The organism is Megasphaera hominis (assembly GCF_014269395.1).
Classification (GTDB): domain Bacteria; phylum Bacillota; class Negativicutes; order Veillonellales; family Megasphaeraceae; genus Megasphaera; species Megasphaera hominis.
This window is the reverse complement of record NZ_JACOGK010000014.1, coordinates 44,259-69,215: the sequence shown is the minus strand read 5'-3', so window position 1 is coordinate 69,215 and position 24,957 is coordinate 44,259. Positions and strand designations below refer to the sequence as shown.

Annotated in this window: 19 protein-coding genes, 1 pseudogene and 1 riboswitch; of the genes and pseudogenes, 4 read left to right on the top strand and 16 right to left on the bottom strand. The window is 49.9% G+C overall.

What is annotated here, in order from left to right; genetic code table 11:
* Positions 1–290: 290 nt before the first annotated feature.
* The gene (locus H8J70_RS06125) at positions 291–1,451 is read right to left on the bottom strand and encodes a pyridoxal phosphate-dependent aminotransferase (protein WP_186502974.1); all 1,161 of its coding nucleotides are present in this window, start codon (positions 1,449–1,451) and stop codon (positions 291–293) included.
* Positions 1,452–1,484: 33 nt separating this feature from the next.
* The gene (locus tag H8J70_RS06120; protein ID WP_222433605.1) at positions 1,485–2,942 is read right to left on the bottom strand and encodes an alanine/glycine:cation symporter family protein; all 1,458 of its coding nucleotides are present in this window, start codon (positions 2,940–2,942) and stop codon (positions 1,485–1,487) included.
* A gap of 566 nt (positions 2,943–3,508) precedes the next feature.
* Between H8J70_RS06120 and H8J70_RS06115 the strand changes: the two genes are divergently transcribed.
* Positions 3,509–4,414, top strand: a complete 906-nt coding sequence (locus H8J70_RS06115; protein WP_186502973.1) for a LysR family transcriptional regulator — start codon at positions 3,509–3,511, stop codon at positions 4,412–4,414.
* Between the two features lie 193 nt (positions 4,415–4,607).
* Here the strand turns inward: H8J70_RS06115 and mgtA are convergent, their stop codons facing one another.
* Complete coding sequence (mgtA, locus tag H8J70_RS06110; protein WP_186502972.1) at positions 4,608–7,358, bottom strand: magnesium-translocating P-type ATPase; 2,751 nt, start codon at positions 7,356–7,358, stop codon at positions 4,608–4,610.
* A 227-nt stretch (positions 7,359–7,585) separates the two neighbouring features.
* Positions 7,586–7,741, bottom strand: a riboswitch (M-box (ykoK) riboswitch).
* A 268-nt stretch (positions 7,742–8,009) separates the two neighbouring features.
* Here mgtA and H8J70_RS06105 point away from each other — a divergent pair.
* Entirely contained in the window at positions 8,010–9,257 is a 1,248-nt protein-coding gene (locus H8J70_RS06105; protein WP_186502971.1) for a M20 metallopeptidase family protein, read from the top strand.
* A 183-nt stretch (positions 9,258–9,440) separates the two neighbouring features.
* On the opposite strand, the gene H8J70_RS06100 is transcribed toward H8J70_RS06105, so the two are convergent.
* The 13 genes from H8J70_RS06100 to H8J70_RS06040 all read right to left on the bottom strand — a co-directional run bounded on the left by H8J70_RS06100 (position 9,441) and on the right by H8J70_RS06040 (position 22,311).
* Positions 9,441–10,904, bottom strand: a complete 1,464-nt coding sequence (locus H8J70_RS06100; RefSeq protein WP_186502970.1) for a sodium:solute symporter family protein — start codon at positions 10,902–10,904, stop codon at positions 9,441–9,443.
* Positions 10,905–10,928: 24 nt separating this feature from the next.
* The gene (locus H8J70_RS06095; protein WP_186502969.1) at positions 10,929–11,168 is read right to left on the bottom strand and encodes a DUF3311 domain-containing protein; all 240 of its coding nucleotides are present in this window, start codon (positions 11,166–11,168) and stop codon (positions 10,929–10,931) included.
* A 551-nt stretch (positions 11,169–11,719) separates the two neighbouring features.
* Complete coding sequence (locus H8J70_RS06090; protein WP_186502968.1) at positions 11,720–13,015, bottom strand: CitMHS family transporter; 1,296 nt, start codon at positions 13,013–13,015, stop codon at positions 11,720–11,722.
* A gap of 90 nt (positions 13,016–13,105) precedes the next feature.
* A complete protein-coding gene (locus tag H8J70_RS06085; RefSeq protein WP_186502967.1) occupies positions 13,106–14,284 on the bottom strand; it encodes a CaiB/BaiF CoA transferase family protein in 1,179 nt (392 codons plus the stop codon).
* Between the two features lie 14 nt (positions 14,285–14,298).
* The gene (locus tag H8J70_RS06080; RefSeq protein WP_222433604.1) at positions 14,299–14,622 is read right to left on the bottom strand and encodes an AtuA-related protein; all 324 of its coding nucleotides are present in this window, start codon (positions 14,620–14,622) and stop codon (positions 14,299–14,301) included.
* A 4-nt stretch (positions 14,623–14,626) separates the two neighbouring features.
* Positions 14,627–15,985: an acyclic terpene utilization AtuA family protein gene (locus tag H8J70_RS06075; protein WP_186502966.1), complete on the bottom strand. Its 1,359-nt coding sequence runs from the start codon at positions 15,983–15,985 to the stop codon at positions 14,627–14,629.
* Between the two features lie 262 nt (positions 15,986–16,247).
* A complete protein-coding gene (locus H8J70_RS06070) occupies positions 16,248–17,636 on the bottom strand; it encodes a sigma-54 interaction domain-containing protein (protein WP_222433603.1) in 1,389 nt (462 codons plus the stop codon).
* Between the two features lie 71 nt (positions 17,637–17,707).
* The gene (locus H8J70_RS06065) at positions 17,708–17,977 is read right to left on the bottom strand and encodes a DUF1294 domain-containing protein (protein ID WP_246415286.1); all 270 of its coding nucleotides are present in this window, start codon (positions 17,975–17,977) and stop codon (positions 17,708–17,710) included.
* Positions 17,974–18,597, bottom strand: a complete 624-nt coding sequence (locus tag H8J70_RS06060; protein WP_186502964.1) for a flavodoxin — start codon at positions 18,595–18,597, stop codon at positions 17,974–17,976. Before H8J70_RS06060 ends, H8J70_RS06065 begins: the two co-directional genes overlap by 4 nt.
* Before the next feature lie 15 nt (positions 18,598–18,612).
* Entirely contained in the window at positions 18,613–19,026 is a 414-nt protein-coding gene (locus H8J70_RS06055) for an amino acid-binding protein (protein WP_186502963.1), read from the bottom strand.
* A 21-nt stretch (positions 19,027–19,047) separates the two neighbouring features.
* Complete coding sequence (locus H8J70_RS06050) at positions 19,048–20,088, bottom strand: 3-deoxy-7-phosphoheptulonate synthase (protein WP_186502962.1); 1,041 nt, start codon at positions 20,086–20,088, stop codon at positions 19,048–19,050.
* A gap of 56 nt (positions 20,089–20,144) precedes the next feature.
* A complete protein-coding gene (locus tag H8J70_RS06045; protein WP_186502961.1) occupies positions 20,145–20,837 on the bottom strand; it encodes a response regulator transcription factor in 693 nt (230 codons plus the stop codon).
* The gene (locus H8J70_RS06040; protein WP_186502960.1) at positions 20,830–22,311 is read right to left on the bottom strand and encodes a sensor histidine kinase; all 1,482 of its coding nucleotides are present in this window, start codon (positions 22,309–22,311) and stop codon (positions 20,830–20,832) included. The genes H8J70_RS06045 and H8J70_RS06040 overlap by 8 nt, the downstream gene beginning before the upstream one ends.
* Before the next feature lie 148 nt (positions 22,312–22,459).
* Between H8J70_RS06040 and H8J70_RS06035 the strand changes: the two genes are divergently transcribed.
* Positions 22,460–23,944: an ArnT family glycosyltransferase gene (locus H8J70_RS06035; protein ID WP_222433602.1), complete on the top strand. Its 1,485-nt coding sequence runs from the start codon at positions 22,460–22,462 to the stop codon at positions 23,942–23,944.
* Positions 23,941–24,836, top strand: a pseudogene (locus H8J70_RS06030) (NAD-dependent epimerase/dehydratase family protein). The gene H8J70_RS06035 and the pseudogene H8J70_RS06030 overlap by 4 nt, the downstream one beginning before the upstream one ends.
* The last annotated feature ends 121 nt before the right edge of the window (positions 24,837–24,957 follow it).

Here is a 24,957-nt window from a genome sequence, read left to right as displayed (position 1 = left end):
TACTTCTCCAAGTTGATTCCCTCCATGAATCTGTTGAAAACCAACACCGGATCGCAAATATCCAGAAAATCTGAAATATATAGTGGCAAAATTGCCTGTTTTGGTTTAGAATAATTAGTGGTTGAATTTTTCATTGGTTATGTAAATTTTACCACAAAAGGAGGTCCGCTGACTCGAAAGAGTCGGTGGACCTCCTTTGTTATTTGGGTCTGTGTTATTTCACAGCCCCTTTTTGTGTGGTTAAGGCATATACTTAAACGCGTTCGTCTCTCTGGCAAGGAGGTGTGCCGTCAAAGAGAACGGATAAACGACTGGATACGCAATAAGCCTTCGCGGATCTTTTCTTCACTCGTCGCATAGGACAGACGGACAAAGCCTTCACCATTGCTGCCAAAACCCGTGCCTGGCACGGCTACGACGTGTTGTTCTTCTAAGAGCCGGTTGCAGAATTCTTCTGACGAAAGGCCTGTTTTCGTAATATTGGGGAATACGTAGAAGGCACCTAAGGGTTCCCGGCACGTAATCTTTCCATCCATCATGGTGTTCAGGCCATTTAAGATCAGGGCCCGTCTTTCTTTATACTTCTTGAGCATGTCTGCCACGGGCTGCTGATCACCCGTAATGGCTGCCAAAGCGGCCAGCTGTACCGGTTCGAAGACACAGGAAACAGCCGATTCCTGCATCTTAATCATGCCGGCAATGACATCCTTATTGCCTACGGCGTAGCCAATACGCCAGCCTGTCATAGCATAGGTCTTGGAAAAACCATCGACGATGACGGCCCGTTCCTTCATGCCCGGCATTTCTGCCAGGGAAACAAAGGCATCATCCGTGTAGAGCAGGCGATGGTACATTTCGTCTGTAATGACGTATAAGTCATGAGCCACGGCAATCTTAGCGATGGCTTCCAGGTTTTCCCGCGTCGCTAACGCGCCTGTCGGATTGGACGGGAAGTTCATCATAATGGCCTTGGTCTTCGGCGTAATGGCCTTTTCCAGTTCTTCCGGATCAAACATGAAATCGTTCTTTTCATCGACGTCCACCAATACCGGCGTAGCATACATTTCCGTTGCCAAACCGACATAATTGGCCCAATAGGGATTAGAAACGATGACTTCGTCACCTTCGTCGAAAAGTGTCAAGGCCGACAGGAGCAGCGCTTCTGTACCGCCAACGGTAATGATGACATTGTCCCGCGTATACGACATGCCGCGCTTTACGTACGAGTCGGCAATGGCATCGCGCAAGGCCGGAATGCCGGCGTTCGGTGTATAAAAAGTCTTCCCTTCCTTTAAAGCTTTAATAGCTGCATCAATAATGTGCGGCGGCGTCACAAAATCCGGTTCCCCCAACGCAAAGCTGATAACATTATCCATACCGTACGATTTGCCTACCATGCGACGGATAGCCGATCCCTTTAATGTTCTGATTCGTGTTGCCAACTCTTTCATTTCAATCGCCTCTTTATTTCCATAATGTATTGCTTACTTCCCTTGTGCTTCTTCTTTCAGTGTCACTTCATCGCGCCAGATACCCAGGCGGGCTACACAATCGGCAGCGGACGCATCCCACTTGCCATCCTTTAAGTGTTTCTTGTAATCGTCGACGAGGAGTTTTACCTTGCCGCTCAAGAGGAAGATGACGATGAGGTTGCAAATGACGCACGTGCCGTAGAAGAAGTCGAACGTCGACCACAGTGTCTTAGCAGCGCCGATGGCACCAACGATGGCCCAGGCACAGCCTACAGCATAATAAATCTTAATCCAAATGCCTTCAATGCCCAGGGCGTTCAAGCAGATGCCGCCGTAGTAAATGTTGACGACGCACGTCGTAAAGGCGAAGAAAGCGATGATAACAGAAATGAAGATAGCCGCTGCTGCGTCACTGCCAAAGGCTGCAGCAAAGCCGGCTGTCGTCAGTGCAGAACCGGAAGCGCCGGACGTCCAGAGGCCGGACGTCATGACGACCATAGCCGTCATGGTGCAAACGACGATCGTATCGAAGAATACTTCGAAAATACCCCAGAGACCCTGTTTTACCGGGTGGTTTACAGACGAAGACGAATGAACCAGCGGTGCGGTACCAGTACCGGCTTCGTTCGAATAAATGCCGCGGGCCAGGCCCCAGCGGACTGCCAGCATGACCGTGCCGCCGGCAAAGCCGCCTTCAGCAGCAGCGCCTGTGAAAGCATCCTTGAAGATCAAGGCAAAGGCATGGGGAATCATGTCGATGTTGACGATGATAACAAAGAGGGCACCAATGATATAAATGATAGCCATGAAAGGAACGACGAGATTGGCGAAGTTCGATACGCTCTTCAAGCCGCCCAGGAGTACAGCTGCCATGAGAACGGCAACGGTAATACCGACGATATACGGATTGACGGCAAAGGCCGTGTTGATGGCGTTAGAAATTTCCGCTGCCTGAATGGACGGGGCAAACATCATGCCAGCCGCCATGGTAACAGCCCAGATGACGGAGAGCCAGCGCCAGTTATCGCCCAGGCCGTGTTTGACGTACCACGGGAAACCGCCGTGCCAGACGCCGGTTACCGGGTCTTTTTCACGATAGGCCAGGCCGAGGGTTACTTCGGAGAACTTAACGATCAAACCGAGCATGGCAATGAACCACATCCAGAAGACAGCACCGGGACCGCCTGTAGCAATAGCTACAGAAACACCGGCAATGTTGCCAACGCCCAAGGTCGAAGCCAAGGCCGTACAGGCTGCCTTAAAGGGGTTGATATTGCCTTCACCGGAACCTTTGTCAAAGATTTTGCCAAAGGTATTCTTCATGACGTGACCAAAATAGGCAAACTGGAAGAAACCGAGACGGGCAGACAGGAATACGGCGACAAACGACGTACCGATCAATAAGGGCCACCCCCAAACAAAGTCGGCGTATGCCATCATGCCCTTAGCAATTAAGCCAAAAAACTCCATACAACTACACCTCCACAAATATATAATTTTCAAAAAAAGATCTCGTGTACACGTCCTTTAAAATAGAAATATAGATGTCTACGTACGTATAAAATTCAAGCTTTCGTTACACCGGTGTTTACTTTCTTTTATTGTAGCGAATAATTACATACCTGTAAAATTCAAGTTTACGTTTTTATATATTCATTCAAATCAATATATAAATTCTTTTAAGTAATACTTAAAACAGGTTTTAAATTTTCTTGTCCCAATTACGAGAAGAAATCTCCTTTCCTTTATCTATATATTTATTGCATTTTATATTTATCAGCATAAATACTAATGAATTATTTATTTTATCAGTTATATTTTAAGAATAAGCTAGTAAATAACTTTTATATATTTATAAGTTTAGTATTTTGCATGGTTGAATTCGATGTTATATAATATGGATGAAAGACCATATTATTTTTGTGTTTCATTTTACTTTTTATGTTTTTATTCTATTTTATTAGATATATATACTATTGTATTTTTCTCTATCGATAATCTAGTGAATATATCCACGCGATAAAGGGGCCCTGGCTGTGACAGACTTAGAAATTGAAACGTTTTTGACGATTTGCTGGCATAAGAGTATCTCCAAGGCGGCCGAGTCCCTGCATATTACCCAGTCTTCCTTGAGTACGCGCCTGAAAAAGCTGGAAGAAAACATTGGCTGCCAGCTCTTTTTCCGCCGCAATGGCACGCGGACACTGGAATTGACCCCGGAAGGGGTACAATTCTATCAGTATGCCTGCCAGTATCGCGACATTACGCACAACATGCTCTCAATCCGCCAAAAGAAGGAGCCGGAAGAGCTGCGCATTACCGTCGTCAACAGCGTAGGCACGTATCTCTTCCCACCTGTATACGAGCAGTTCTTGCGCCAATACCCTATGTACCGCCTGGAAATAGAAGAAGCCGACAATGCGCCGGCCTTTGCCAATAAAAAACTGACAGACAACCTCATGGACATCATGTTTCACAGCGACGTCCAAATGGAGAGCTCCCTTTCTATTTTTCCCGTCTTCAGTGAGCCCATGGTCATCATCTGCTCTGTAAATTCCAGCTATACAGATCCGGTCTCACAAAACCAGCTGCTGCCCAATCGGGAAATCTCCGCCAAATGGAGCGATTCCATGCAGGAATGGCACCAAAAAACCTTTGGCCAGGCCGAACAGCCTCTGGCCAAGCTGACCACCATGAGCAACTTCCAAATGTTTACGTCCTTAGAGAACTGCTGGGCCATCGTGCCCTTGAGTGCAGCTGAAGAAATTGCTGACAACACCCATATCCGCAGGTGCCAGACACGCTTTAAAATTCCCAAACGGCTTATGTATTGTGTCGTCAGGCAGTCAGCCTACAAACGGCAGAGCGTCCAGAATTTTTTAGCCTGTCTGCACCAGGAATTAGAAAAAAAATCGACAGACCAATTAGACCTGCTCTTTTAGGAGGCACCGAAAAAGAGGTACTTCACCACAGTGGCGAAGTACCTCTTTTGTATCGCTAGCTCAGGCCTTGGAAAGGACCTTCCAGCATAAGACCTGCATGACGCAGACCAGTGCAGCAATGGCCCCCAGGCCAATCCAGAAAATGGGATCAATAAGAAGCATAGCAGTTCTCCTTTCTATAAACAGGCCGTTCCTAAAGGAGGGAGCCATAATGACGGATGTAGGCTTTCTTGACACTCGTCGCCAAGAGCATGTAGAGAATGACGACGACGGCAAGGAAGTAGAAATACGGTCCCGGCAGGGCGACGAAACCCAAATCCCGGGCAATGGGTGTAAAGGGCAGTGCCGTCAGGACAGCAATACCGGCGCAGGTGAGCGTCGTCAGCGTAGCCGACGCATGGCTCTGCAGGAAGGGGATCTTCGGCGTGCGGATCATGTGGATGACCAGTGTCTGGGTCCACATGGATTCGACGAACCAGCCCGCCTGGAACATGGCTTCATAGGCATCACGGACACTGAGGCCGGCCATGGGGCCGCTGGTAATCATGGCCGTCGTGGCAATCTGATGGTACGTAAGCCCATCGGATACGAAGTACGGACAAATGACAAAATAAAGGACGAGGTACGTAATCCAGTCGAAAACGGAGCTCGTCGGCCCCAGCCAGATCATGAAGCTGCCAATAGTCGACGCATCCCAGTTGCGCGGTACCTTGAGGTAATCTTCATCGACATTATCCCAGGGGATGGCAATACAGGAAATTTCATAGACCAGGTTAAGGATAATGAGCTGCAGGCTCATCATGGGCAAAAACGGCAGGAGGACACTGGCAGCTAGAACGGAAAACATATTGCCAAAGTTGGACGACGCCGTCATCTTGATGTATTTGATCATGTTGGCATAGGTCTTGCGGCCTTCGATAATCCCCTGTTCGAGAACCATGAGGCTCTTTTCCAGGAGGATAATGTCGGCCGATTCCTTGGCAATATCGACGGCGCTGTCGACGGAAATACCGATATCGGCGAGCTTTAAGGCCGGCGCATCGTTGATGCCGTCGCCCATGAAGCCTACGGTGTGGCCTGCTGCCTGCAGGGCTGTGACGACGCGGGCTTTCTGGTCCGGCGATAACTTGGCAAAGACCGTCGTCCGTTCTGCTTCTTTTTGGAGCGTTTCGTCATCCATGTTTTCAAGATCACTGCCTAAGAGGATGTGGTCTACAGGCAGGCCGACCTGGCGGCAAATGCAGCGCGTCGTCTTTTCGTTATCCCCTGTGAGGACCTTGGTGACGACGCCGTGGTCCTTCAGGGCGGCAATAGCCGTCATGGCCGTATCCTTAGGCGGATCGAGGAAGGCCAGGTAACCCATGAAGATCATGTCCCCTTCGTCCTTGACGCCAAAGGCGCCGACCGGTGCAGGATCGTTCTTACGGGCTAAGGCGATGACGCGCATGCCTTCGTCGTTAAGCTTATCTGCTACGGACAGGATCTGCCGGCGCAGGTCGTCCGTAAGGGGTACGTCGTCACTGCCCTGTTCGGCATAGGTGCAAATAGCGAGCATTTCTTCTACGGCCCCTTTAGTGATCATGCGCGTGCTGCCAGAGCGGTCACGCACGAGGACCGACAGGCGGCGCCGCGAGAAATCAAAGGGGATTTCATCGACCTTGGTATACGTTTCAGACAAATCGATGAGGCGCGGGTCTTCTGTTTCTTCCCGTTCCGTCCGGGCGATGACGGCACGGTCCATAAAGTTTTTGTAGCCCGTCTGGAAATAGCTGTTCAAATAGGCATAGCGCAGTACGCGCTGGCTCGGCTGGCCAAAGGCGTTGAGGTGGTATTCGAGAGCCACCCGGTCCTGCCTCAGGGTCCCCGTCTTATCCGTACAGAGAACGTCCATGGCGCCAAAGCTCTGAATGGAGTTGAGGCTCTTGACGACGGTCTTCTTTTCCGACATGGAAACGGCGCCCTTAGCCAGGCAGGTCGTGACGATCATGGGCAGCATTTCCGGCGTCAGGCCGACGGCTACGGAAATCGCGAAGAGGAAGGCGGCGATCCAGTTGCCCTTGGTGAGGCCGTTGATGATGAAGACGAAGGGCACCATGGCCAGCATGAAGCGGATGAGGATCCACGACACGGAGTTGACGCCTTTCGTAAAGTTTGTTTCCGGTGCTTCTTGGGCCATAGAGCTGGCCAGGCTGCCAAAGAGGGTGCGGTCGCCGTTGCGCAGGACTACGCCTGTAGCAGAGCCGCTGATGACATTAGTCCCCATAAAGGCCAGGTTCGTCAGTTCCGTTACGGCTTCATGACCGGCTGCGACAGATGGTACCTTTTCCTGGGGCGCACTTTCACCGGTCAGGGAGGCCTGGCTGACGAAGAGATCCTTCGCTTTTATAATGCGCACGTCTGCCGGTACCATATCGCCCGCCGAAAGAAAGACGAGATCGCCGACGGCGACATCCTGCAAGGGAATTTCCTTCTTCCCTTCGCCCTTGCGGATGACCGTGCAGGTCGTCGTAATCAGTTCCAGGAGCTTAGCTGCCGCATCACCACTGCGCGTTTCCTGGACAAAGCGGAGGGTCCCCGAAAGGATGACCAACACGGAAATAATGATGACCGTAGCCGGATTGTAGTCGTCCATATTGTGCTGCATGATCGGGATGATCATATCCGTCACGACAGAAACGGCCGCCAGGAAGACGAGGATGATCGTAAAGGGATTGACAAAGGCTTCCGTCAGACGACGGCCTATGGACTTTTTCTTTTCCCGTGTAACCCGGTTTTCGCCGTTTGCTTCCCGGCTCTGTGCTGCTTCTGCTTCGCTCAGGCCGTCTTGGGACGTGCCCAGCTGCCGCAGCAGATCCGTTACGGTAAGCGCTGCTTCTGCCTGGAGGGCTGCCTGTGTAGCAGCCGCTGCAGCTTGTGCTTTCTTATCCATGACTTTCTTTTTCATTTCTTTTTTCTCCTTAATCAAAAACCACTAAGGAGGTATTCCGGTCAGTGCCGGTTTCCCGTACGGAGCATGGCACCAGACCAGGCTGTAGTTACGGTTACCCTATGTGACGGACTGCCCCCATCAGAACTATCCATTATCTGATACCATCCTTTCCTTGAGAAATCGGCACAAAAAACGCCGCCCGGACAGAGCCCGAACGGCGTGAATGTGCATAGTATATCTGCTATGACCGCCGTACGAGCTTTGGCTCTAGAGGGCGGTGTAACTGCGTTATGTTGTACCTTAGTCGATACAACCTGTTCAAACCGGCGCGGGATGTCTCCATCCTGTTGCGGCAGCAGTCCATATCCCTGTAGTAGCCTCACCTACCGGAGTTGTTCTTTTGCAGGATTTAGTATAGGCGCAAAAGAAAGGATTGTCAAACATTTTTACCGTAAATTTACCGTAAAAAATCAGGCTGCCGCTGCACCAGAGGGCTGTATGCCGGTCTATTTTCTTTATCATTAGATTGTAATTAAAATTTTTAATAGATTTACTGCTATTTCTTTTATTTTATTTATACAAGTGTTATACTTACATTGTATTGCAGGCTCCTTCGGCGTCTGCCAATACAGATTACTACACTCACCAGGGGGAGGATTGATCACTATGATCGATGTACAAGCATTAGTAAACAAACACTATGATGAACTGGTTGCTTTGCGTCGCTATTTCCACGAAAATCCGGAATTATCCAACGTGGAAGACGAAACCTGCGAGTATATCCAGAAGAAGCTGGAAGAATACGGCCTGCGTACAGAAGTCGTACCGCACGGCGGCGTTTTTGGTTTTATCGAAAACGGACCGGGCAAAACAGTACTCCTGCGAACCGATATTGACGCCCTGCCCATCCAGGAAGCAGACACCAACCTGAACCAAAAGCGGGCCTGCATTTCCAAAAAGCCCGGCGTCATGCACGCCTGCGGACACGATGGCCACATGGCTATGGTCCTGACAGAAGCCAAGGTCTTACAGGAAATCAAAGACCAGTGGTCCGGCCGGGTCATCGTCATGTTCGAACGGGCTGAAGAAGGCTCTGATGCAACACAGCACCTCATGCCCTACCTGGTCAAACAGCACATCGACTACTGCTACGGCACGCACGTACGCTGGGATATTCCGGCCGGCAAAATAGGTGTCGTCCACGGTGCTGCTATGGCCGGCGGCTTTGCCTTCCAGATCAAGATCAAAGGCCACGGCGGTCACGGCTCGCGTCCTGATCTGTCCCAGAGCCCCATTGATTGCTTCCACGCCTTTTACGGCAATCTCCAGGCCTGGCGCATGCGGCAGATTAATCCGTCGGAATGCCTGACCATTTCCATCGGTACCGTCCAGGCCGGCTCGGTATACAATGTCATTCCTAACGAGCTCTTCTTCGGCGGTTCGTCCCGCTTCTTCAGCTACGAAAAGGCTGGCAAGAAGGCCTTTGAAGATCTGACGAAGATGCTGCAGAACGAATGCGACACCTACGGCTGCACCTATGAAATCGTACGCATGAAGCAGCCCCTGCTCGAAGTGCGCAATAACGACGTGTGCGTGGACTACGCCGAAAAGGCTATCGAAAAATACATGGGCAAAGATCATCTCTACCCCGTTGAAGCCTGGATGGCTTCGGAAACCTTCGGCCTGACACTGTCCCTCTTCCCGGGCGTCTTTACCTTTACGGGGATTCAGAACCTGGAAAAGGGCTGTGGCGGCAACCATCATACGCCGCAATTTGATATCGACGAAGAAGGCCTGCGCGCCGGCGCCGCTGCCGGTGTAGGCTATACACTGGAGCTCTTAAAAGACCAGCCCCACATCGACTTCACACAAAATACGGAAGATCCCGTCCAGTTAGGTTTGCGCGGTATGTAATGCCTACTCGCCAACGGGCTATACAAAAGTAAAAAGCTGTGCCAAGAAGGATTGCTCCTCTTTGGCACAGCTTTATTTTATATTCTCCAGCCCAAGTACTACACTATAAAAAAATGGATTTCTAACCATACAGATCAGAAATCCATTTTTATCAGGCTGCGTATGTCACAGCACGTATGAAGCTTAGATCATCTTGGTCTTGCCCGATTTGCTGAGCAAGCTGACGATAACAAAGACGAGAGCGTTCATGCAAAGGGCAAAGAAGCCGGCATTGACATGGAAGGCGCCCAAGGGGAACGGATCCATTTTGCTCAGGATGAGCAGGAATACGAGAGCTTCACCAACAACGAGGCCGCATACGGCACCGAGCTTGCTGGCTTTCTTCCAGAACAGGCCCAAGACGATGGTCGGGAAGAACTGCGTAACGCCGGAATACCCCGTGAGGAGCAGGTTAACCAGGAGGTTCGCATGGAAAATGGAGAGATACAAAGCGACCGCCGTCAGAACCAGGATCAGGTAGCGGGCAATATTCTTCATATGTTCCGGCGAAATGTTTTCGTCATTGTGGCGGAAGCCTTTGACGTAAATGTTACGGGAAATCAGCAAGGACGTCGAAAGGAGCAAGTCCGCAGCCGGAATCATACAGGCCAGGGCACCGGCACCGCCGAGGATCCCTAATACCCACGTCGGGAAAGTATCCCGTACGAGGAAGAGGAAGGCCATATCGGCCTGCGGCAAAGGATTGCTGGCGTAGTAAATAACAGCCGTAAAGCCAACGAGCATGGGGAAAATCAAGGCCAGCTGGGCAAAGGGTAAGAAAATAGCGTTATGACGCGGTACATCCGGGTCTTTAGCACTAAAGGTATTCGTTGAAAAATGAGGCCACATATAGAAGCCAAAGGCCGTCAAGAGGATAGTCGACATGCCCCAGGTAACGTCCAGATTCTGCGTACCGCCAGGGAAGGTCAGGAACCCCGGTTTTGCCGCTTCAATGGTCGTGAACATTTCCGTAAAACCGCCATAATAATGGTACGGCAGATAAATACCGAAGCCGATCATGGCTGCAATCATGCACACGTCTTTAAAGACTGCCGTAGAGGCAACGCCTTTGAGGCCGCTCAGGAATACGAAGAGAGCTACCATGACGAAGGCAATGAGCATCGCCGTAACACGGCCGATAGCACCTAAGGAAGCTACTTCTACGATGAGGCCCAGGGCCGTCAGCTGCAGCTGCAGATACGGCAAGAGGAAGGCCACGCCAATGCAGGAAAGAAAAATGCCGAGAGGACGGCTGTCGTAAAGGTATTCGACCATATCGGCCTGCGTAACCAGTTTATGTCTGTGACCTAAAGCGCAAACCCGCGGCAATACATGGTAGCCAACGAGATAGGCCAGACCGCCATAAGCCAGGATGTAGAACGTCGGGCCGCCACGGGCATAGGCCCAACCGCTGGCACCGAGGAAAGCAAAGGCCGTGTATACTTCGCCGCACATAATGAACCAGTTCAACCAGCGGCCAAAATTACGGCCACCGACGGCCCAGTTTTCAGCACTCATCTTACGGTCTTTCAGACCCGGGATGGCGCCTAAAATAGAAATACCTATAATAAAGGCAAATAAAATAATTAAAGGACCGAAATTATCCATGTACTTCACTTCCTTTCTATACGCTTAACGTATATCTTCCTTTTTGACAGACGGATCCATATATAAGTGATCCTTCGTGGCGATACCGCCAGGACGATGGTCTATTTTCCACAAAAAATGCAGCGCTGCTACGGCAACGAGAATCCCAAAGAGTTCCCAAAAGGCTACAAAAGGCAAGCCCAAGATAAAGGGATGTGAGATATTCACGAAGGGCAGACAGATAACAGACCAGATAAAAGGTATAGCTGTAAGTAAAACTCGCATTTCCTTCACTTCCTTTCTAAGAAGTACATCACACGGGGTATGCGAAAGGCCCAGTCGGAACTATCCATGACAGCTCAAACCGGGCCTCATTACCCAATGTTTTGTTATGCATATATTCTAAATCATTTGGACTCATTTTGTCAATAATTTTTACTATATTTTTAAAATTCGTAAACATATGAAATTATCATCTTAAGTTTCAAGTATTATTAACGTTTATTATAGATATCACTGTGGAATTGTTATTTGTTATTTTAAGAAGTAATTCTCTATTTCAAAAAGTTTTGAATAGACTTGTAAAAAAAGCTGTCTGCAAGACAGTTCCTTGCAGACAGCGCATACATATCAGTTTGCAATCTTTTTTGCCGGATATGTATAGGAATGGTTACAAACCACGTACGAAAGCATAAAACTCGCCTGCCATTGAATACAGTACATCTGTGATGGGTCTGCATTGATTCCATTTTGAGCGTATTTTACTTCAATAAAATACAAAAAGCGCCGTGCCTCTCATGAATTAATTCATAAGAACCATACAGCGCTTTTTGATCTTATAAAGGAATAGTTCCCACAAGAATGGCTGCAATCAAAACGACTAAAGACACGAGCCAAGCCCAGAAGAAGGTGTGTTTCTGGTGATCGCCTAAGTCGATGCCGGCCAAGCCAATCAAAAGAAATGTAGCTGGCGTCAAGGGAGAAATGGGGAAACCTAAGGTCATTTCACCACAAATAGCAGCACGTCCCAAATCAATACCCGCTAAGCCAACGGCATTTGCAGCCTGTGCCAGAACCGGAAGTACAGCAAAATAGAAACTATCCGGGTCAAAGAGTAAGCTGGCAGGCATAGAAATAACACCGATAATAACCGCAAAGTGTGGTGCAAGTGCATCTGGCATAATAGCAACCAGGCCTTTAGCCATGGCATCGATCATACCCGACCCTTTCATGATACCAGTAAAGATACCGGCAGCAAAAAGGACGCTTGCCATCATGAGAGCTTCTTTAGCATGCGCATCAATTAATTTCCCCTGCAATTTTACATCAGGATAGTTGACCATGAGCATGATAACCAATGCGGCCATAAAACAACCAACAGGTGGCAGACTGCCTTCAACCATAACGGCAACCGTAGCAATGATGAGAACTAGATTGAACCAAAACAATTTTGGACGACGCAAAGCCTGTTCTTCTTCAGATAATACCATTGGCGCCACACTTATTTCGGCTAAAGATACACCTAAACGGCGTTTTTCTTTAATCCCGAACATGACTGCAATGGCAATCCCAGCAATAAGGCCACAAATCTGTGGCAACATCATAGGATTGAATAACTCCATAACCGGCACATCCAGTGCTGTTGCCGCACGCAGTGTTGGACCGCCCCAAGGCAACATATTCATTGTCCCGGCGCCAAGAGCTACAATAGTAGCCAGGATCCTACGATCCATTTTCAGTTTATCAAAAATAGGCAGCATAGCCGGAATAACGATCAGGAAAGTTGCAGCCCCAGATCCGTCAAGATGGCAAAACATGGTAATAACAAAAGTCCCTACGCATACTTTAATGGGATCCGAACCGACAACACCGATAATCTTATTAACAATGCGTTCAAAAACGCCGGCATCCCCCATGATGGTAAAGAACAAGACAGCAAAGATAAACATAGCGCCTGTAGGTGCTACATTTTTAATACCAGCCAGCATGAACTTACCTAAATCACCAGCCTGGCCCAAGAACAGGCAAGCCAGAATAGGAATGGCAATCAATGCTGACATAGTAGACAATTTCTTGGTCATAATGAGCGTTAAGACCAAGAGGATGGTAATAAGCCCAACAATTGCTAACATTGTTAGTTCCTCCTTATCCCGATTACTGCTGCTCTCCCCAAAAGGGAGAGCACAGCAGAACCGTGGTAAATTTGAACGTTAGTCAGTAGTTTATTCTTTTGTGAAATAGGCAACGTCATTATCATCCATATGCAGCAAACCCGTTAATACTTCAGCCGTATCTCTACCCAGTACTGGTGCTTTTGCATACGTATAGGGATCGGCTTCGATCATCTTGACAGGATTGCCCGTAACACGCATCTTTCCTTCAATCGGATGATCGATTTCGCAAATCATCTGACGCGCTTTGGCAATATGTTCGTCTTTAACGACGTCAGCTACATCATGGATGGGTGCACAAGGCACACCATGAGCACGCAAGAGTGTAATGATTTCGGCAGCCGTGTGCTGTTTGGTCCAGCCCGTAACCATGGCATTCAATTCGTCCTTCTGGTTGGCTCTGTCCTTATTCAGGGTAAAGCGGGGATCATTGAACCAATCATCATGTTCCGTCGCTTCGCAGAAGCGTTTCCAAATGGCGTCATTGCCTACACCGATGACGATCCATTTATCCGAAGCTTCGAAGGAATCGTAGGGATAAATAAATTCATAGCGATTGCCTGCACGCTGGGGAATACGGCCTTCTACCATGTAGATTTCCGTAATCGTTTCCATAGCGCTGACGGAGCAATCGACAAGGCCTACATCGACGTATTCGCCGTGATGCTGCGTATTGCGTCCCTGCAAGGCAGCGAGGATGCCGATGCAGCAGTTGAGGCCGCCCAGCACGTCGCCGATTGCCGTTCCTGTACGGGTAGGAGGTGAATCAGGCCAGCCAGTAACACTCATCATGCCGCTCAGAGCCTGGGCAATGACATCATAGCCCGGCAGAAGACGATACGGGCCAGTCTGACCAAAACCGGAAATAGAGGCAAAGATGATGTTCGGGTTCAATGCTTTGACCGCTTCATAGGAAAAACCCATCTTAGCAATCGTGCCCGGTTTAAAGTTTTCTACGAAAACGTCGGAGATCTTGATCAGTTCCCGCAGTACTTCTTTGGCTTTTTCATCATGCAAATCCAATTTAATGCTCTTTTTATTACGGTTCAGGTTGGCATAGTAGGCGCTGATCCCCTTGTCAAAAGGAGGATAGGCACGGCTATCATCACCCTTTGGTGTTTCGATTTTAATGACTTCTGCACCCATATCGGCCAGAAGCATAGTGCAATACGGACCGGACAGCACACGTGTCAGGTCGAGAACACGGATCCCCTGTAACGGTTTAGACATATGAATGCGCCTCCTTAGTCTTCGTCGTCCACTTCAATTTCCATGCGCAGCAAAGCTGCTTCCATGCATTTACCCAACGTATCGAGACGGAGCGAACGCGTAGCGCCGCCATCGAGAGCATGGTGCATAACAAAATTGAAACCATCGAGCTGAGGCACATCATAGCGGGTTACGTCGCCGAAGACGAGTCCTTCAAAATGACGGCGTACACGTTCTGCAGTGAGCTGTTTTTCCATCGCTTTATAGTATTTTGGTTCACGGGCATAAATGCAAATATTGGATGTATCACTTTTATCGCCGCAACGGCCGTGTGCAATATCTTTTAACTGTACTTTCATGATCTTAGACCTCCTCAACATACGTCGTAATAGTAATGGCATCACGCGGAATCAGCGTCGGCCAGAGAGCAAACACTTCGCTCGGACGTGTACGGCCGCCAAAGAAGCACCCCTGAGCAGGTCCATTCAGATTGCTGACAGCAGCTACTTCCGGTGTCAGTTTCAAGCCTTCGGCCTTGGTTTCAGTCATGATGGCATAACGGAGAACTACTTCGTTGAGGTCAGCATCCAGTTCCGGAGCCAGCGGGCCATGCAAAGCGTTGACGCCGAGATAGCTGATATTCTTGCGGATGATCTTAGCATTCTTCATTGCCAGTCTCTTGTCGAGGATATCCGCTGCCATCTTGGCTTTGTCCAGAGCGCGCGGCCAGGAATACGGCAAGTAGGCAATGTTGCGATAGCCTTCGAGATAGCCTACGCACAGCTTGAGCGTATCCGGAGCCGGTGTACCTGTTACGCCTCGAACAGCGACGTGATCGCGTTCGATTTCTTCCAATGTGATTTTGCTGAAATCGGCAACGACATCAGGTGTAATATATTTAGAGGGATCATGGATTTCATACAAGAGCTGTTCTTTAACAGATTGCGGAGTAACCAGGCCGCCCGTATTTTTCGTTTTTGTGAGAACCAGGCTGCCTTTTTCGCTAATTTCAGCAATAGGATAGCCGAGATTTTCCGGGCTGGGAACGTGTTCCCAATCATAGTCATAATTACCGCCTGTAGCCTGAGCGCCGCATTCGCAAAGATGACCGGCCAGGATACCTGTAGCTTTAGCTGTCCAATCATCAAGCTTCCAACCAAATTCATAAATGAGCGGTGCTTCAAACATAGCCGTATCGGTAGAACGGCCGAGGATAATAATATCAGCGCCATCCTGCAGGCATTTTACAATCGGTTCTACGCCATAGTATACATTGGCATTTACCATGTTCGGCAGGATACGGTCGATGTCTTCCCCTGTATCCATGTGTTTCATGGTGATCCCTTTTTCCCGAAGTTGGGGAATTAATTCACGTACATCATCACCCAGTACATAGCCGACTTTCAAGTGATAGCCGCCTTCTTTGATGACTTCCTTGACCTTTTCAACGCAAGCTTTCACGTTCATACCGCCGGCGTTGGTAATTACTTTGGTACCTTTTTTAGAAATATACGGCAACATGCCTTTGAGTGCTGTGATAAAGTCACGGGCATAACCTGCTTCCGGATGTTTTTCCTGTTGCCGGCGCATAATAGACAGTGTCAGCTCTGCCAAATAATCGCAGCAAATGTAGTCTACATTATCTTCCCTGGCCATTGTAATCGGCGCATCACTTAAATCGCCCCAAAAACCCTGGCCACCACCAATTCGAATAGTTTTCATAACGATACCTCTTTTCTTTGGATGTAAATGATTTGATGGTATTATTCAAATACCTTTGTGCTATTCACAAATATATATGAAATTTTTATGCCATATATTCTTCTACATCACAAAAGGGGCAAAAGGTGGCAAAATCAGGCATAGTTTGTTAAAAAAAGCACGTACTGTACTACACCTGAGAGGTGGTACAGTACGTGCCTGCATATCCAAAGTAAACACTATTGTATACAGGGTAAACAATTATTATCTACTTTGTATACATTTAATCGGTAAATCCATAAAGTTTATATTTTTTGTAAAAAGTTCTGCGGCTGATCCCCAATAATTTCATTGCTCTGGTTTTATTACCTTGCGTTGCCACGAGTGCCTCACGCATTTTCTCTTTTTCTACCTGCTGAATATCCTTCTTTAACCCGAACTCTTCCTCTATGGGTGCCAGTGGTACAGCAAGTTCCGCTACCGGTACCTCGGACGCCGGCGTGGCAACTGCTGCATGCCGATATTCTTCTGGCAGATCGTCCGCTTCAATATGTGATTTTGTCGCCATGATGACGGCATATTCAATGCAGCTTTCCAATTGTCTCACATTGCCCAGCCAAGGATTTTCTTGCAGTACGAGTGCTGCCCCCGGACTAAAGGAAAGGGTTTTATGATATTTTGCGGCAAACTTTTGCAGAAAATATTCTGCCAAGAGCATGATATCTTCCTTGCGCTGCCGTAAAGGCGGAATCAAAATCTTAAAGGTATTTAAGCGGAAATAAAGGTCTTCCCTGAAGTTTCCTGTTTCTACCATCTTCTTTAGATTTCGGTTAGTCGCTGCAATAACCCGGACATTTACTTTCTTCACCCGGTCCGAACCAATCTTTTGGATTTCTCCCGACTGAAGGACACGCAATAGCTTAGATTGCATAAAAAGAGGCATTTCCCCTATTTCATCCAGAAAAATAGTACCACCGTCAGCCAGTTCGAACTTCCCCGGCTTACCACCACGGGCCGCACCTGTGAACGAACCAGCCTCGTAACCAAAAAGTTCACTCTCAATAAGGGTTTCCGGAATGGCCGAGCAGTTCATACTCACGAAAGGTTTACTGCGCTTACCGCTCAGACTGCGGATAGCCTGAACAAATACTTCTTTGCCAGTACCGCTTTCCCCTTCAATAAGAACCGTGGCATCTGTAGGCGCAACAATCTCTGCCATTTTCAGACTGCGCACGAAACACGGGTCTTCTCCAATAATATGAGAAAACTCAGGCGGCAAAATCTTTTCATCGTTGGAAATAGCCTTAAAAATGGAATGGCTAAGTCTGCGGGACCGTTCTAGTTCCCGCTGAGCCAAGGTAATTTCTGTAATATCCTTAAAAACGGATACAGCCCCAAGAAATATTTGATTTCGAAAAATAGGGGTAATGTTGACCATGATTTTCTTGCCTCGCGATTTTACTTCTACAAATTGCCGCAAACGAGGCTTGTGGTCAGCTAATGTATCGAGAATCATAGCACCAGGTTCGATTTCCGTGAGCAGGCGATGCATGACCTTTTCTTTTTTCACGTCGAGAATACGTGTATACGCCTCATTCAAGTAGATGATCCGTGACGTGCCGTCGACAATAACAACTCCGTCTGTAACAGCATCTATGGCTTCTTGAATCATGGTAAAGAAAAGTTCCTGTCCCTGTGTCACATCAATCACCTTTTTCTATTCTACGCATAATATAGAAACGTCTATTTCCCCCAAACGTACAGACAGGCCAGCTGCAATACAAGCAGGGCCGGTACGCCCAGTTTAAATTTTAAGTGCTGCGTTTTGTGACGAAATACCTGCATGGCGACTAAGGCGCCGGCACTGCCGCCAACGGCGGCCAACAGCAGGAGTGTTGCTTCGGAAATACGCCATTTATGGTGTCTGGCCTTGTATTTGTCCAAGCCATAGATGGCAAAGGTCACCAGGTTGATTACGCCCCACAGGCCCAGCATCAGTGTCATTTCTATCATAGGAGCAACCCGTTCCGTTTCAGCCACGGCTTCAAATGGCAAAGGCGGTTCAGCATTTGTCCGTCCTGTACGTCTGCTTCAGGGGCACTCAGGCGCAGGTCTTCTACACTGTCTTCCATCGTACCGCCGCCACTGGTAGCAAAGGGACAAATAACCTTGCCGTCTAAATGGTGGCTTTCTAAAAACGTGCGCACAGCCATGGGCACTGTGCCCCACCAAAGGGGATAGCCCAAGAGCAGGATGTCGTAATCAGCCGGGACGGCAGCAAAGGGCTGCAGGTCCGGCCGCTGGCGCTGGATTTTTTCTTCCTGCGCCCGGTTGGTCGTTCCTTTGTAATCATCGGGATAGGTCCGGGCTACTCTGATTTCGGCAATATCGCCGCCGGCCAGATCGTGCACGCGAAAGGCCGTCTTGCGCGTATTGCCGCCCCAGGAAAAGTAGACCGTCAGGACCTTTTTGCCGCATGTGCCCACGGGGTTACCGACCTGGTCCGACTGGACCGGCAGGGCTTCCCGGCGATGGCGCGACATGTGCAGCAAGCCAATGAGAAATTCGCGAAAATAATAAATCGAACTGAGAATCACAAGAATTGCCAACAAGATGGCATAGATGGTTTCCATAAAATAACTCCTTGCTTAGAAACGGTCGAGCAGGTGATAACCCTTGCCCCGCAAAAAGGTCTCCGTTTCCGGTTCGTCCGTCTTGATGACGGCAATCGGCGACGCACTGGTACGGTCAAAGGAAATGTAACAATACTTGATAAAGACGTTGGCCTGGTGGAGGCTGTTTAAAATCCGATCCAGCGTCCCCGGTTCATCTGAGGCCATGTCTACGGCAAGGACGCGGTCAATACGGCATTGGTAGCCGGCTGCCGTCAATTTATCCTGTGCCTTTTCTGCGTCGTCCACGATGAGGCGGACAATGCCAAATTCTGCACTATCACTGGCAATCATCGTAAAAATATTAATACCCGCCTGGGCCAGTACATTCGTAACCTGGCTCAAGGCGCCGTTCGTATTCGCCGTAAAAAGTGAAACCTGTTTCAGCATACATACCCCTCCTGCTATTTTCTACATTTCGACACGGTCAGCCAGCTCCAAGAGCAAGGCTTCCGTCTTTTCCCAGCCCAGACAGGGATCGGTAATGGACTTGCCGAAGACGCCGCCGCTCACATCCTGGCTGCCGTCTTCCAAATAACTTTCGATCATCAGCCCTTTGACCATGCGGCGGATATCGCCGTTCATATGGCGGCTGTAGAGGACATCGTTGGCAATGCGGATCTGTTCCAAATACTTCTTGCCCGAATTGGCATGATTGACGTCGACAATGACCGCCGGGTTGGCCAGGTCACGCTGGCCATAGGCCTCAAAGAGGCGCTGCAGGTCTTCGTAATGGTAATTGGGCAGGCTTTTGCCAAACTGGTCGACGTAGCCGCGCAGGATGGCATGGGCCAGGGGATTGCCCTTGGTCCGCACTTCCCAGCCGCGGAAAAGGAATTGCTGTTCATGCTGCGCCGCAGCAATGGAATTGAGCATGACCGAAATGTCACCGGACGTGGGATTTTTCATGCCTACAGGAATACCGACGCCGCTGGCAATCATGCGGTGCAGCTGGTCTTCGACCGAGCGGGCACCGATGGCGGCATACGAAAGGAGATCCGACAAATAGCGGTGGATTTCCGGGTAAAGGATTTCTTCGGCACAGGTAAAGCCCGTTTCGGCAATGACCCGTACGTGCATGTCCCGGATTGCCAAAATACCGGCCAGCATATCTTCCCGTCCCTCCGGATCGGGCTGGTGGAGCATGCCCTTGTAGCCCACACCGATGGTACGGGGCTTATTCGTGTAGACCCGCGGGATAATATAGAGCGTGTCTTTTACCTCTTCCTGTACCCGTGCCAGGCGCCGCGCATATTCGAGGACAGTCGCTTCATTATCCGCCGAGCAGGGACCGATGATAAGCAAAAAGCGCCCATCTTCCCCCGTCAGGATGCGCCGTATTTCCTGGTCCCGCCGCTGCTTGATCTCATACACAGCAGACGGCACCGGGTGATCTTCCCGCAGCTCCTGCGGTGACGGCAATTTACGGATAAATTCCATTTCCAGTTCCATATAACCACCCCCATGATTGTATATTTCCCCTATTATATCATATTATTGCCCAGGCCCTAAGGCTTAAATTTATAGCCTACCCCCCAAATGGTCAGCAAATGACGTGGTTTGTTGGGATCCTTTTCAATGGCTTCACGCAGGCGGTTGATATGAACCGGCACAGTCGCCGTATTGCCCAGGGAATCCATGCCCCAGATTTTATCATAAATGGCCTCCTTACTGAAAACCATGTCGGCATTGAGCATGAGAAATTCGAGGACCTGAAATTCCTTATTAGGCAGCAGCTTTTCCTTACCGCTGACAGTAACGCGATGCGTATCGGGATCGAGCGAAATATTGCCGATCGTAATTCGTTTGCTCCGCCGCGTATCGTTGCCCTTCAGGCGCTGGTACTGGGCCAGCTGGGATTTGACGCGGGCCACAAAGACGCTGGGCGAAAAAGGCTTTTCAATGTACGCGTCGGCACCAAAGCCCAGGCCGCGGATCTTATCGATATCCTCCCGTTTGGCCGTAACCATCATGATCGGCACGTCCACCTTATCCCGCAGGCGCCGGCAGATTTCAAAACCGTCCATGCCCGGCAGCATGACATCGAGCAGGATCAGCTGATATTTGCCGCTCAGGCCTTCCTGCAGGCCTTCATTGCCATCAGATGCGATGTGAACCTGATAGCCATTCATTTCCAAATAGTCCTTTTCAATAAAGGCAATATCCTGATCATCTTCTACGATTAATATACGTTCATTCATGGGGTTCCTCCTCCTTTTTTTCAGGCAGTTCCAAGCAGGCACACAGGCCGTGGGGCTCTACCAGGCAGAACGTGAGCGTGCCGCCCATGAGTTCGACCGCCCTGGCGACGATAGCCAGGCCCAGGCCGCTGCCGTCACCGGTGCGGCTGCGCGCCTTATCTGTACGATAAAAGAGTTCCTTCAGCCGCGGCAATACGTCCGGGGCCACACCCGGGCCGTCGTCGGCAACGACGAGAGAAATACGCCCATCTGCCTTAGCCGTGTTAATTTGAATCTGTACAATACTGTCTGTTTTATATTTTATACTATTTGACACCAAATTGGTAATAATCCGTTGCCATAATTCAGCATTTCCCATAACCGGCAAGGTTCCACCGCTCTGGGACAGGGTCACGACGGCGCCGTCGCGCTGCCAGCCGTCTTCATTTTCGTAGACAATCTCGGCTACGACGCGGTTCAGGTCCATCTCTTCCATAGGCAGGGCCCGTTCACCCAGTTCAATCTTGGAAAAAAGGAAAAGCTGGTTGATCATACGGTCCATATCGGCCGCCTTTTTCTGAATCACCTTCAAATAGCGTTCCTGCTTTTCCGGTGTATTGGCCACATTGTCCATGAGACCTTCTACGTACGCCCGGATTGCCGTCAAAGGCGTGCGGATATCGTGAGACATGTTGGCAATGAGTTCCTTGCGGTTTTCTTCAGCCTGCTGCCGTTCCTGCAGCGATTGGTTCAGTTCCTTCGTCATCATGTTGAAGGCTTCCACTACGGGCTTTACTTCATCATCGTGGGGATAATAGAGATGGCCCCGCAAATCGCCTTCGCGAACGTGGGTCGACCCGAGCTGCAGTAAATCGAGGGCCCGCTGCATATAGCGCAAGACAAAGTGGGTCAGGAGGTAAATAGTCAGGGCCAGGAGGATAAAGAAGGACAGGATAATCGCAATGATCGTCCCCCGTGTTGCGCGCTCGACAGCTTCATCCGTGCCATGAGGCATTTCCTGGCTGAGGAAATAGAGACTGTAGACGTGGCCGTCAATATTCTGCTTTTCATAATAATAATATTGGCCGTCTTCTGAGCGGACATACGTATCGCGATTGCTTTCCGTCAGGCCCCGGTCCTGGACATAGGCCGGAATGTTCTTTATGCGGCTGGCCAGCTTGCCATTGCCGTATTCATAATAGGTCTGGTTATCCTCTTTGAGAATGACGTAGCTCTGCTGGGGTGAAAACATTTCAATGACCCACGTGTACCCTGACGGGTCCGTCTGGCCGGCCCGGATAGAGCGAAAGACAACGTGATGGACGGCTTCCGTCGCCCGGTTGAACTGCGTCGGGCTCTCGACAAACACGTGATTGCCGCTCTGCGTAAAGAGCCACAAGCCGCCGGCAGAAAAGAGGAACAAAAAGGCCGTCATCATAATCGGTACGACAAAGACCAGTATATAGGATATGATTAAACGTCTTTTAATAGTCATGACATACCTCCTTTCCTTTATCTTAATACAAGAACGGCGCTTCCTTCAACCAAAGGCCTATCTGTTTAATATTTCTTTATACTCCATTAGTCTTTCCGTAAAAACTGAATGGTATACTGTTGCCATCACTCGGAAGGAAGGTATTTTCATGCAATCTATTCAATATCTTAAGCGCCATCCCTACGTGCTGCTCACGCTGTGTGCCCTGGTCCTCTTTCTGGCCGCTAACAACTTCCTGGCCATTACGGACTCGGCCGAATCGAATTACGCCTTGACAGCCAAGGAAATGGTTCTTTCCGGCAACTGGGTTTCGCCTCAGATTTATGGACACTACTGGTACGATAAGCCCATTTTCTACTATTGGGAGCTGGCCGCATCCTTTGCCGTCTTCGGCTTCAACGAATTTGCCGCCCGCTTTCCCGCCGCCATTATGGGCACGCTGAGCGTCCTCTTTACGTACTGGTTCGCCGCCCGCGTCTACGGCCGCCGCCTCGGTATGGCCGCTGCCATCATCTATATGACCAGTATTGAAGGCTGGCTTCTTTCCAAGGCCGTCATTACGGACGCGACGCTCTTTTTATTCCAAAGTGCCGTCGTCGCTTTTTTCTACCTGGGCTATACGGAAAACCGCCGCTGGTATTGGCTTTGCTACGTCTTTGCCGCCTTGGCGGTCCTCACCAAAGGCCCCATCGGCCTGGCCTTGCCGGGCCTTACAGCACTCATTTTCCTCGCCCTGCGCCATAACCTGAAGGAACTGCTGCACGTCCATTTGCTGTCGGGCCTGCTGCTCTTCCTGGTGATTGGCGGCTCGTGGTACGTCGCCATGTACAACCTGCATGGTCATGATTTTCTCATGAATTTCTTTGGCGTCCACAATTTTCTCCGTGCCACTGTACCGGAACACGCCAGTAAAAACGTGTGGTACTTTTATATATTGGTTTTCTTCATTGGCTTTGCACCGTGGAGCTTCACCTGGCCCTACGCCCTGTGGAAGTACAAGAAGAGCCATACGCCGCCGTTTACGCGCAGCGATACGTGTGCTGTACTCCTATCCGTTTACGCCCTCGTCGTGTTCGTTGTTTTCTCTCTCATTGCCACGAAATACACGACCTACACGTATCCCATGCTGTTTTCTCTCTCCATTCTTACGGCTGGCATGTTCCGGCATTGGCATTTTCATTTTAAAAAGGCTGCCTGGTCAGCCGGCATCGTCTATGTCCTCTTAGCCTTCTTCGTCGCCCCGCCGGTTATGCTGCACCAGTCCGGCAAGGAAATCGGCCAGGCCCTGGACAAGATGAATACAGATAACGTCATTATCTGCTATTACCGGGATTATAGTACCGGTGCTGTCTTCTATAGCGGCAAAAAGATCTACCAAGCCGTGCCGGCAGACAAGCTGGAAGACATGAAGCCTGGCGAACTGGATTGGAACGCCAAAAACGTCATGCCCCTCATTGCCATTGAAGATGTCCTGGCCCAAAAGGACAACGTCATCATCGTCGATACGAAGCGCGATAATGAACCCATTACTGACTACTATCTGACCCACGGCCTGATACCGGACCAGCTGACGCTACCTGGTGACGTAGCGATCTGGTCGATTTTACAAAATAAGGACGGTGGCCGCGCATGAAGATCCTCGTTACCGGCGGTGCCGGTTTCATCGGCTCCCATATCGCCGAAGCCCTCATCCGGGACGGCCATAGCGTAACCGTCCTCGATAACCTCTACTGCGGCAAAAAGGAATTTGTTCCTGCAGAGGCAGAATTTGTCGAAGGCGATATCCGCTTTTTGCGTCTCATCACTTCGACGCCGTCTACCACGAAGCGGCCCAGACGCAGGTGCCGCTCTCGCTGGAATCGCCCGGCTTTGATGCCGACGAAAATATTCTCGGCCTCATTCACATCCTCGAATGCGCCTGCCAGACAGGCGTGCGAAAACTCATCTTCTCGTCGTCAGCCGCGATTTATGGCAGCAACGCCAGACTGCCCCTTTCGGAAAAGGAAATACCGGCGCCGGACAGTTTTTACGGCCTCAGCAAATGGACAGGTGAACAATATATCCGCCTCTTCCAAAAGCTGCACGGCCTAAGCTACACCATTCTCCGCTACAGCAACGTCTACGGCCCCCGCCAGGGTGCCAGCGGCGAAGGCGGCGTTATTTACAAATTTGCCGAAAACCTCATCCAAAATAAAGGCCTGACGATCTTCGGTGACGGGACGCAGACGCGGGATTTCATTTCCGTCTGCGATATCGCCGCTGCCAACGTCGCTGCCTTAACGCATGGCGACAACGAAACCATCAATATCAGCAGTGGCAGCGAATGCAGCCTCAACCAGCTGGCCCAGCTCATGCAAAGCCTGACCCATGCCCACGCCGGCATCCGCTACGAAGACAGCCGGCCCGGTGATATCCACCGCTCCTGTCTCAGCCGCGCCAAGGCCCGGGAGCTCCTGACGTGGCAGCCCCGGACCGGTCTCACAGACGGCCTGCAGCAGACCCTGCGCTATTATCGCAGCCTCTGACCGGCCTGGTGCCTGTTGGCCAGGCCGCTCCATTGCCAATCGGAATACCGTATTTCATAGGTATTCCGATTTATTTTTTGTCTTTTTGACTTTTTTTCTTAGCACTCACTTGACATGGTGG

Coding starts and splice junctions, on each gene's coding strand:
- H8J70_RS06075 (WP_186502966.1), bottom strand. CDS start 15,985: ATGAAAACTATTCGAATTGGTGGTGGCCAGGGTTTTTGGGGCGATTTA.
- H8J70_RS06070 (WP_222433603.1), bottom strand. CDS start 17,636: ATGATTCAAGAAGCCATAGATGCTGTTACAGACGGAGTTGTTATTGTC.
- H8J70_RS06060 (WP_186502964.1), bottom strand. CDS start 18,597: ATGGAAACCATCTATGCCATCTTGTTGGCAATTCTTGTGATTCTCAGT.
- H8J70_RS06105 (WP_186502971.1), top strand. CDS start 8,010: ATGATCGATGTACAAGCATTAGTAAACAAACACTATGATGAACTGGTT.
- H8J70_RS06090 (WP_186502968.1), bottom strand. CDS start 13,015: ATGTTAGCAATTGTTGGGCTTATTACCATCCTCTTGGTCTTAACGCTC.
- H8J70_RS06050 (WP_186502962.1), bottom strand. CDS start 20,088: ATGGAACTGGAAATGGAATTTATCCGTAAATTGCCGTCACCGCAGGAG.
- H8J70_RS06085 (WP_186502967.1), bottom strand. CDS start 14,284: ATGTCTAAACCGTTACAGGGGATCCGTGTTCTCGACCTGACACGTGTG.
- mgtA (WP_186502972.1), bottom strand. CDS start 7,358: ATGAAAAAGAAAGTCATGGATAAGAAAGCACAAGCTGCAGCGGCTGCT.
- H8J70_RS06035 (WP_222433602.1), top strand. CDS start 22,460: ATGCAATCTATTCAATATCTTAAGCGCCATCCCTACGTGCTGCTCACG.
- H8J70_RS06055 (WP_186502963.1), bottom strand. CDS start 19,026: ATGCTGAAACAGGTTTCACTTTTTACGGCGAATACGAACGGCGCCTTG.
- H8J70_RS06095 (WP_186502969.1), bottom strand. CDS start 11,168: ATGCGAGTTTTACTTACAGCTATACCTTTTATCTGGTCTGTTATCTGT.
- H8J70_RS06045 (WP_186502961.1), bottom strand. CDS start 20,837: ATGAATGAACGTATATTAATCGTAGAAGATGATCAGGATATTGCCTTT.
- H8J70_RS06040 (WP_186502960.1), bottom strand. CDS start 22,311: ATGACTATTAAAAGACGTTTAATCATATCCTATATACTGGTCTTTGTC.
- H8J70_RS06100 (WP_186502970.1), bottom strand. CDS start 10,904: ATGGATAATTTCGGTCCTTTAATTATTTTATTTGCCTTTATTATAGGT.
- H8J70_RS06080 (WP_222433604.1), bottom strand. CDS start 14,622: ATGAAAGTACAGTTAAAAGATATTGCACACGGCCGTTGCGGCGATAAA.
- H8J70_RS06125 (WP_186502974.1), bottom strand. CDS start 1,451: ATGAAAGAGTTGGCAACACGAATCAGAACATTAAAGGGATCGGCTATC.
- H8J70_RS06065 (WP_246415286.1), bottom strand. CDS start 17,977: ATGATAGAAATGACACTGATGCTGGGCCTGTGGGGCGTAATCAACCTG.
- H8J70_RS06120 (WP_222433605.1), bottom strand. CDS start 2,942: ATGGAGTTTTTTGGCTTAATTGCTAAGGGCATGATGGCATACGCCGAC.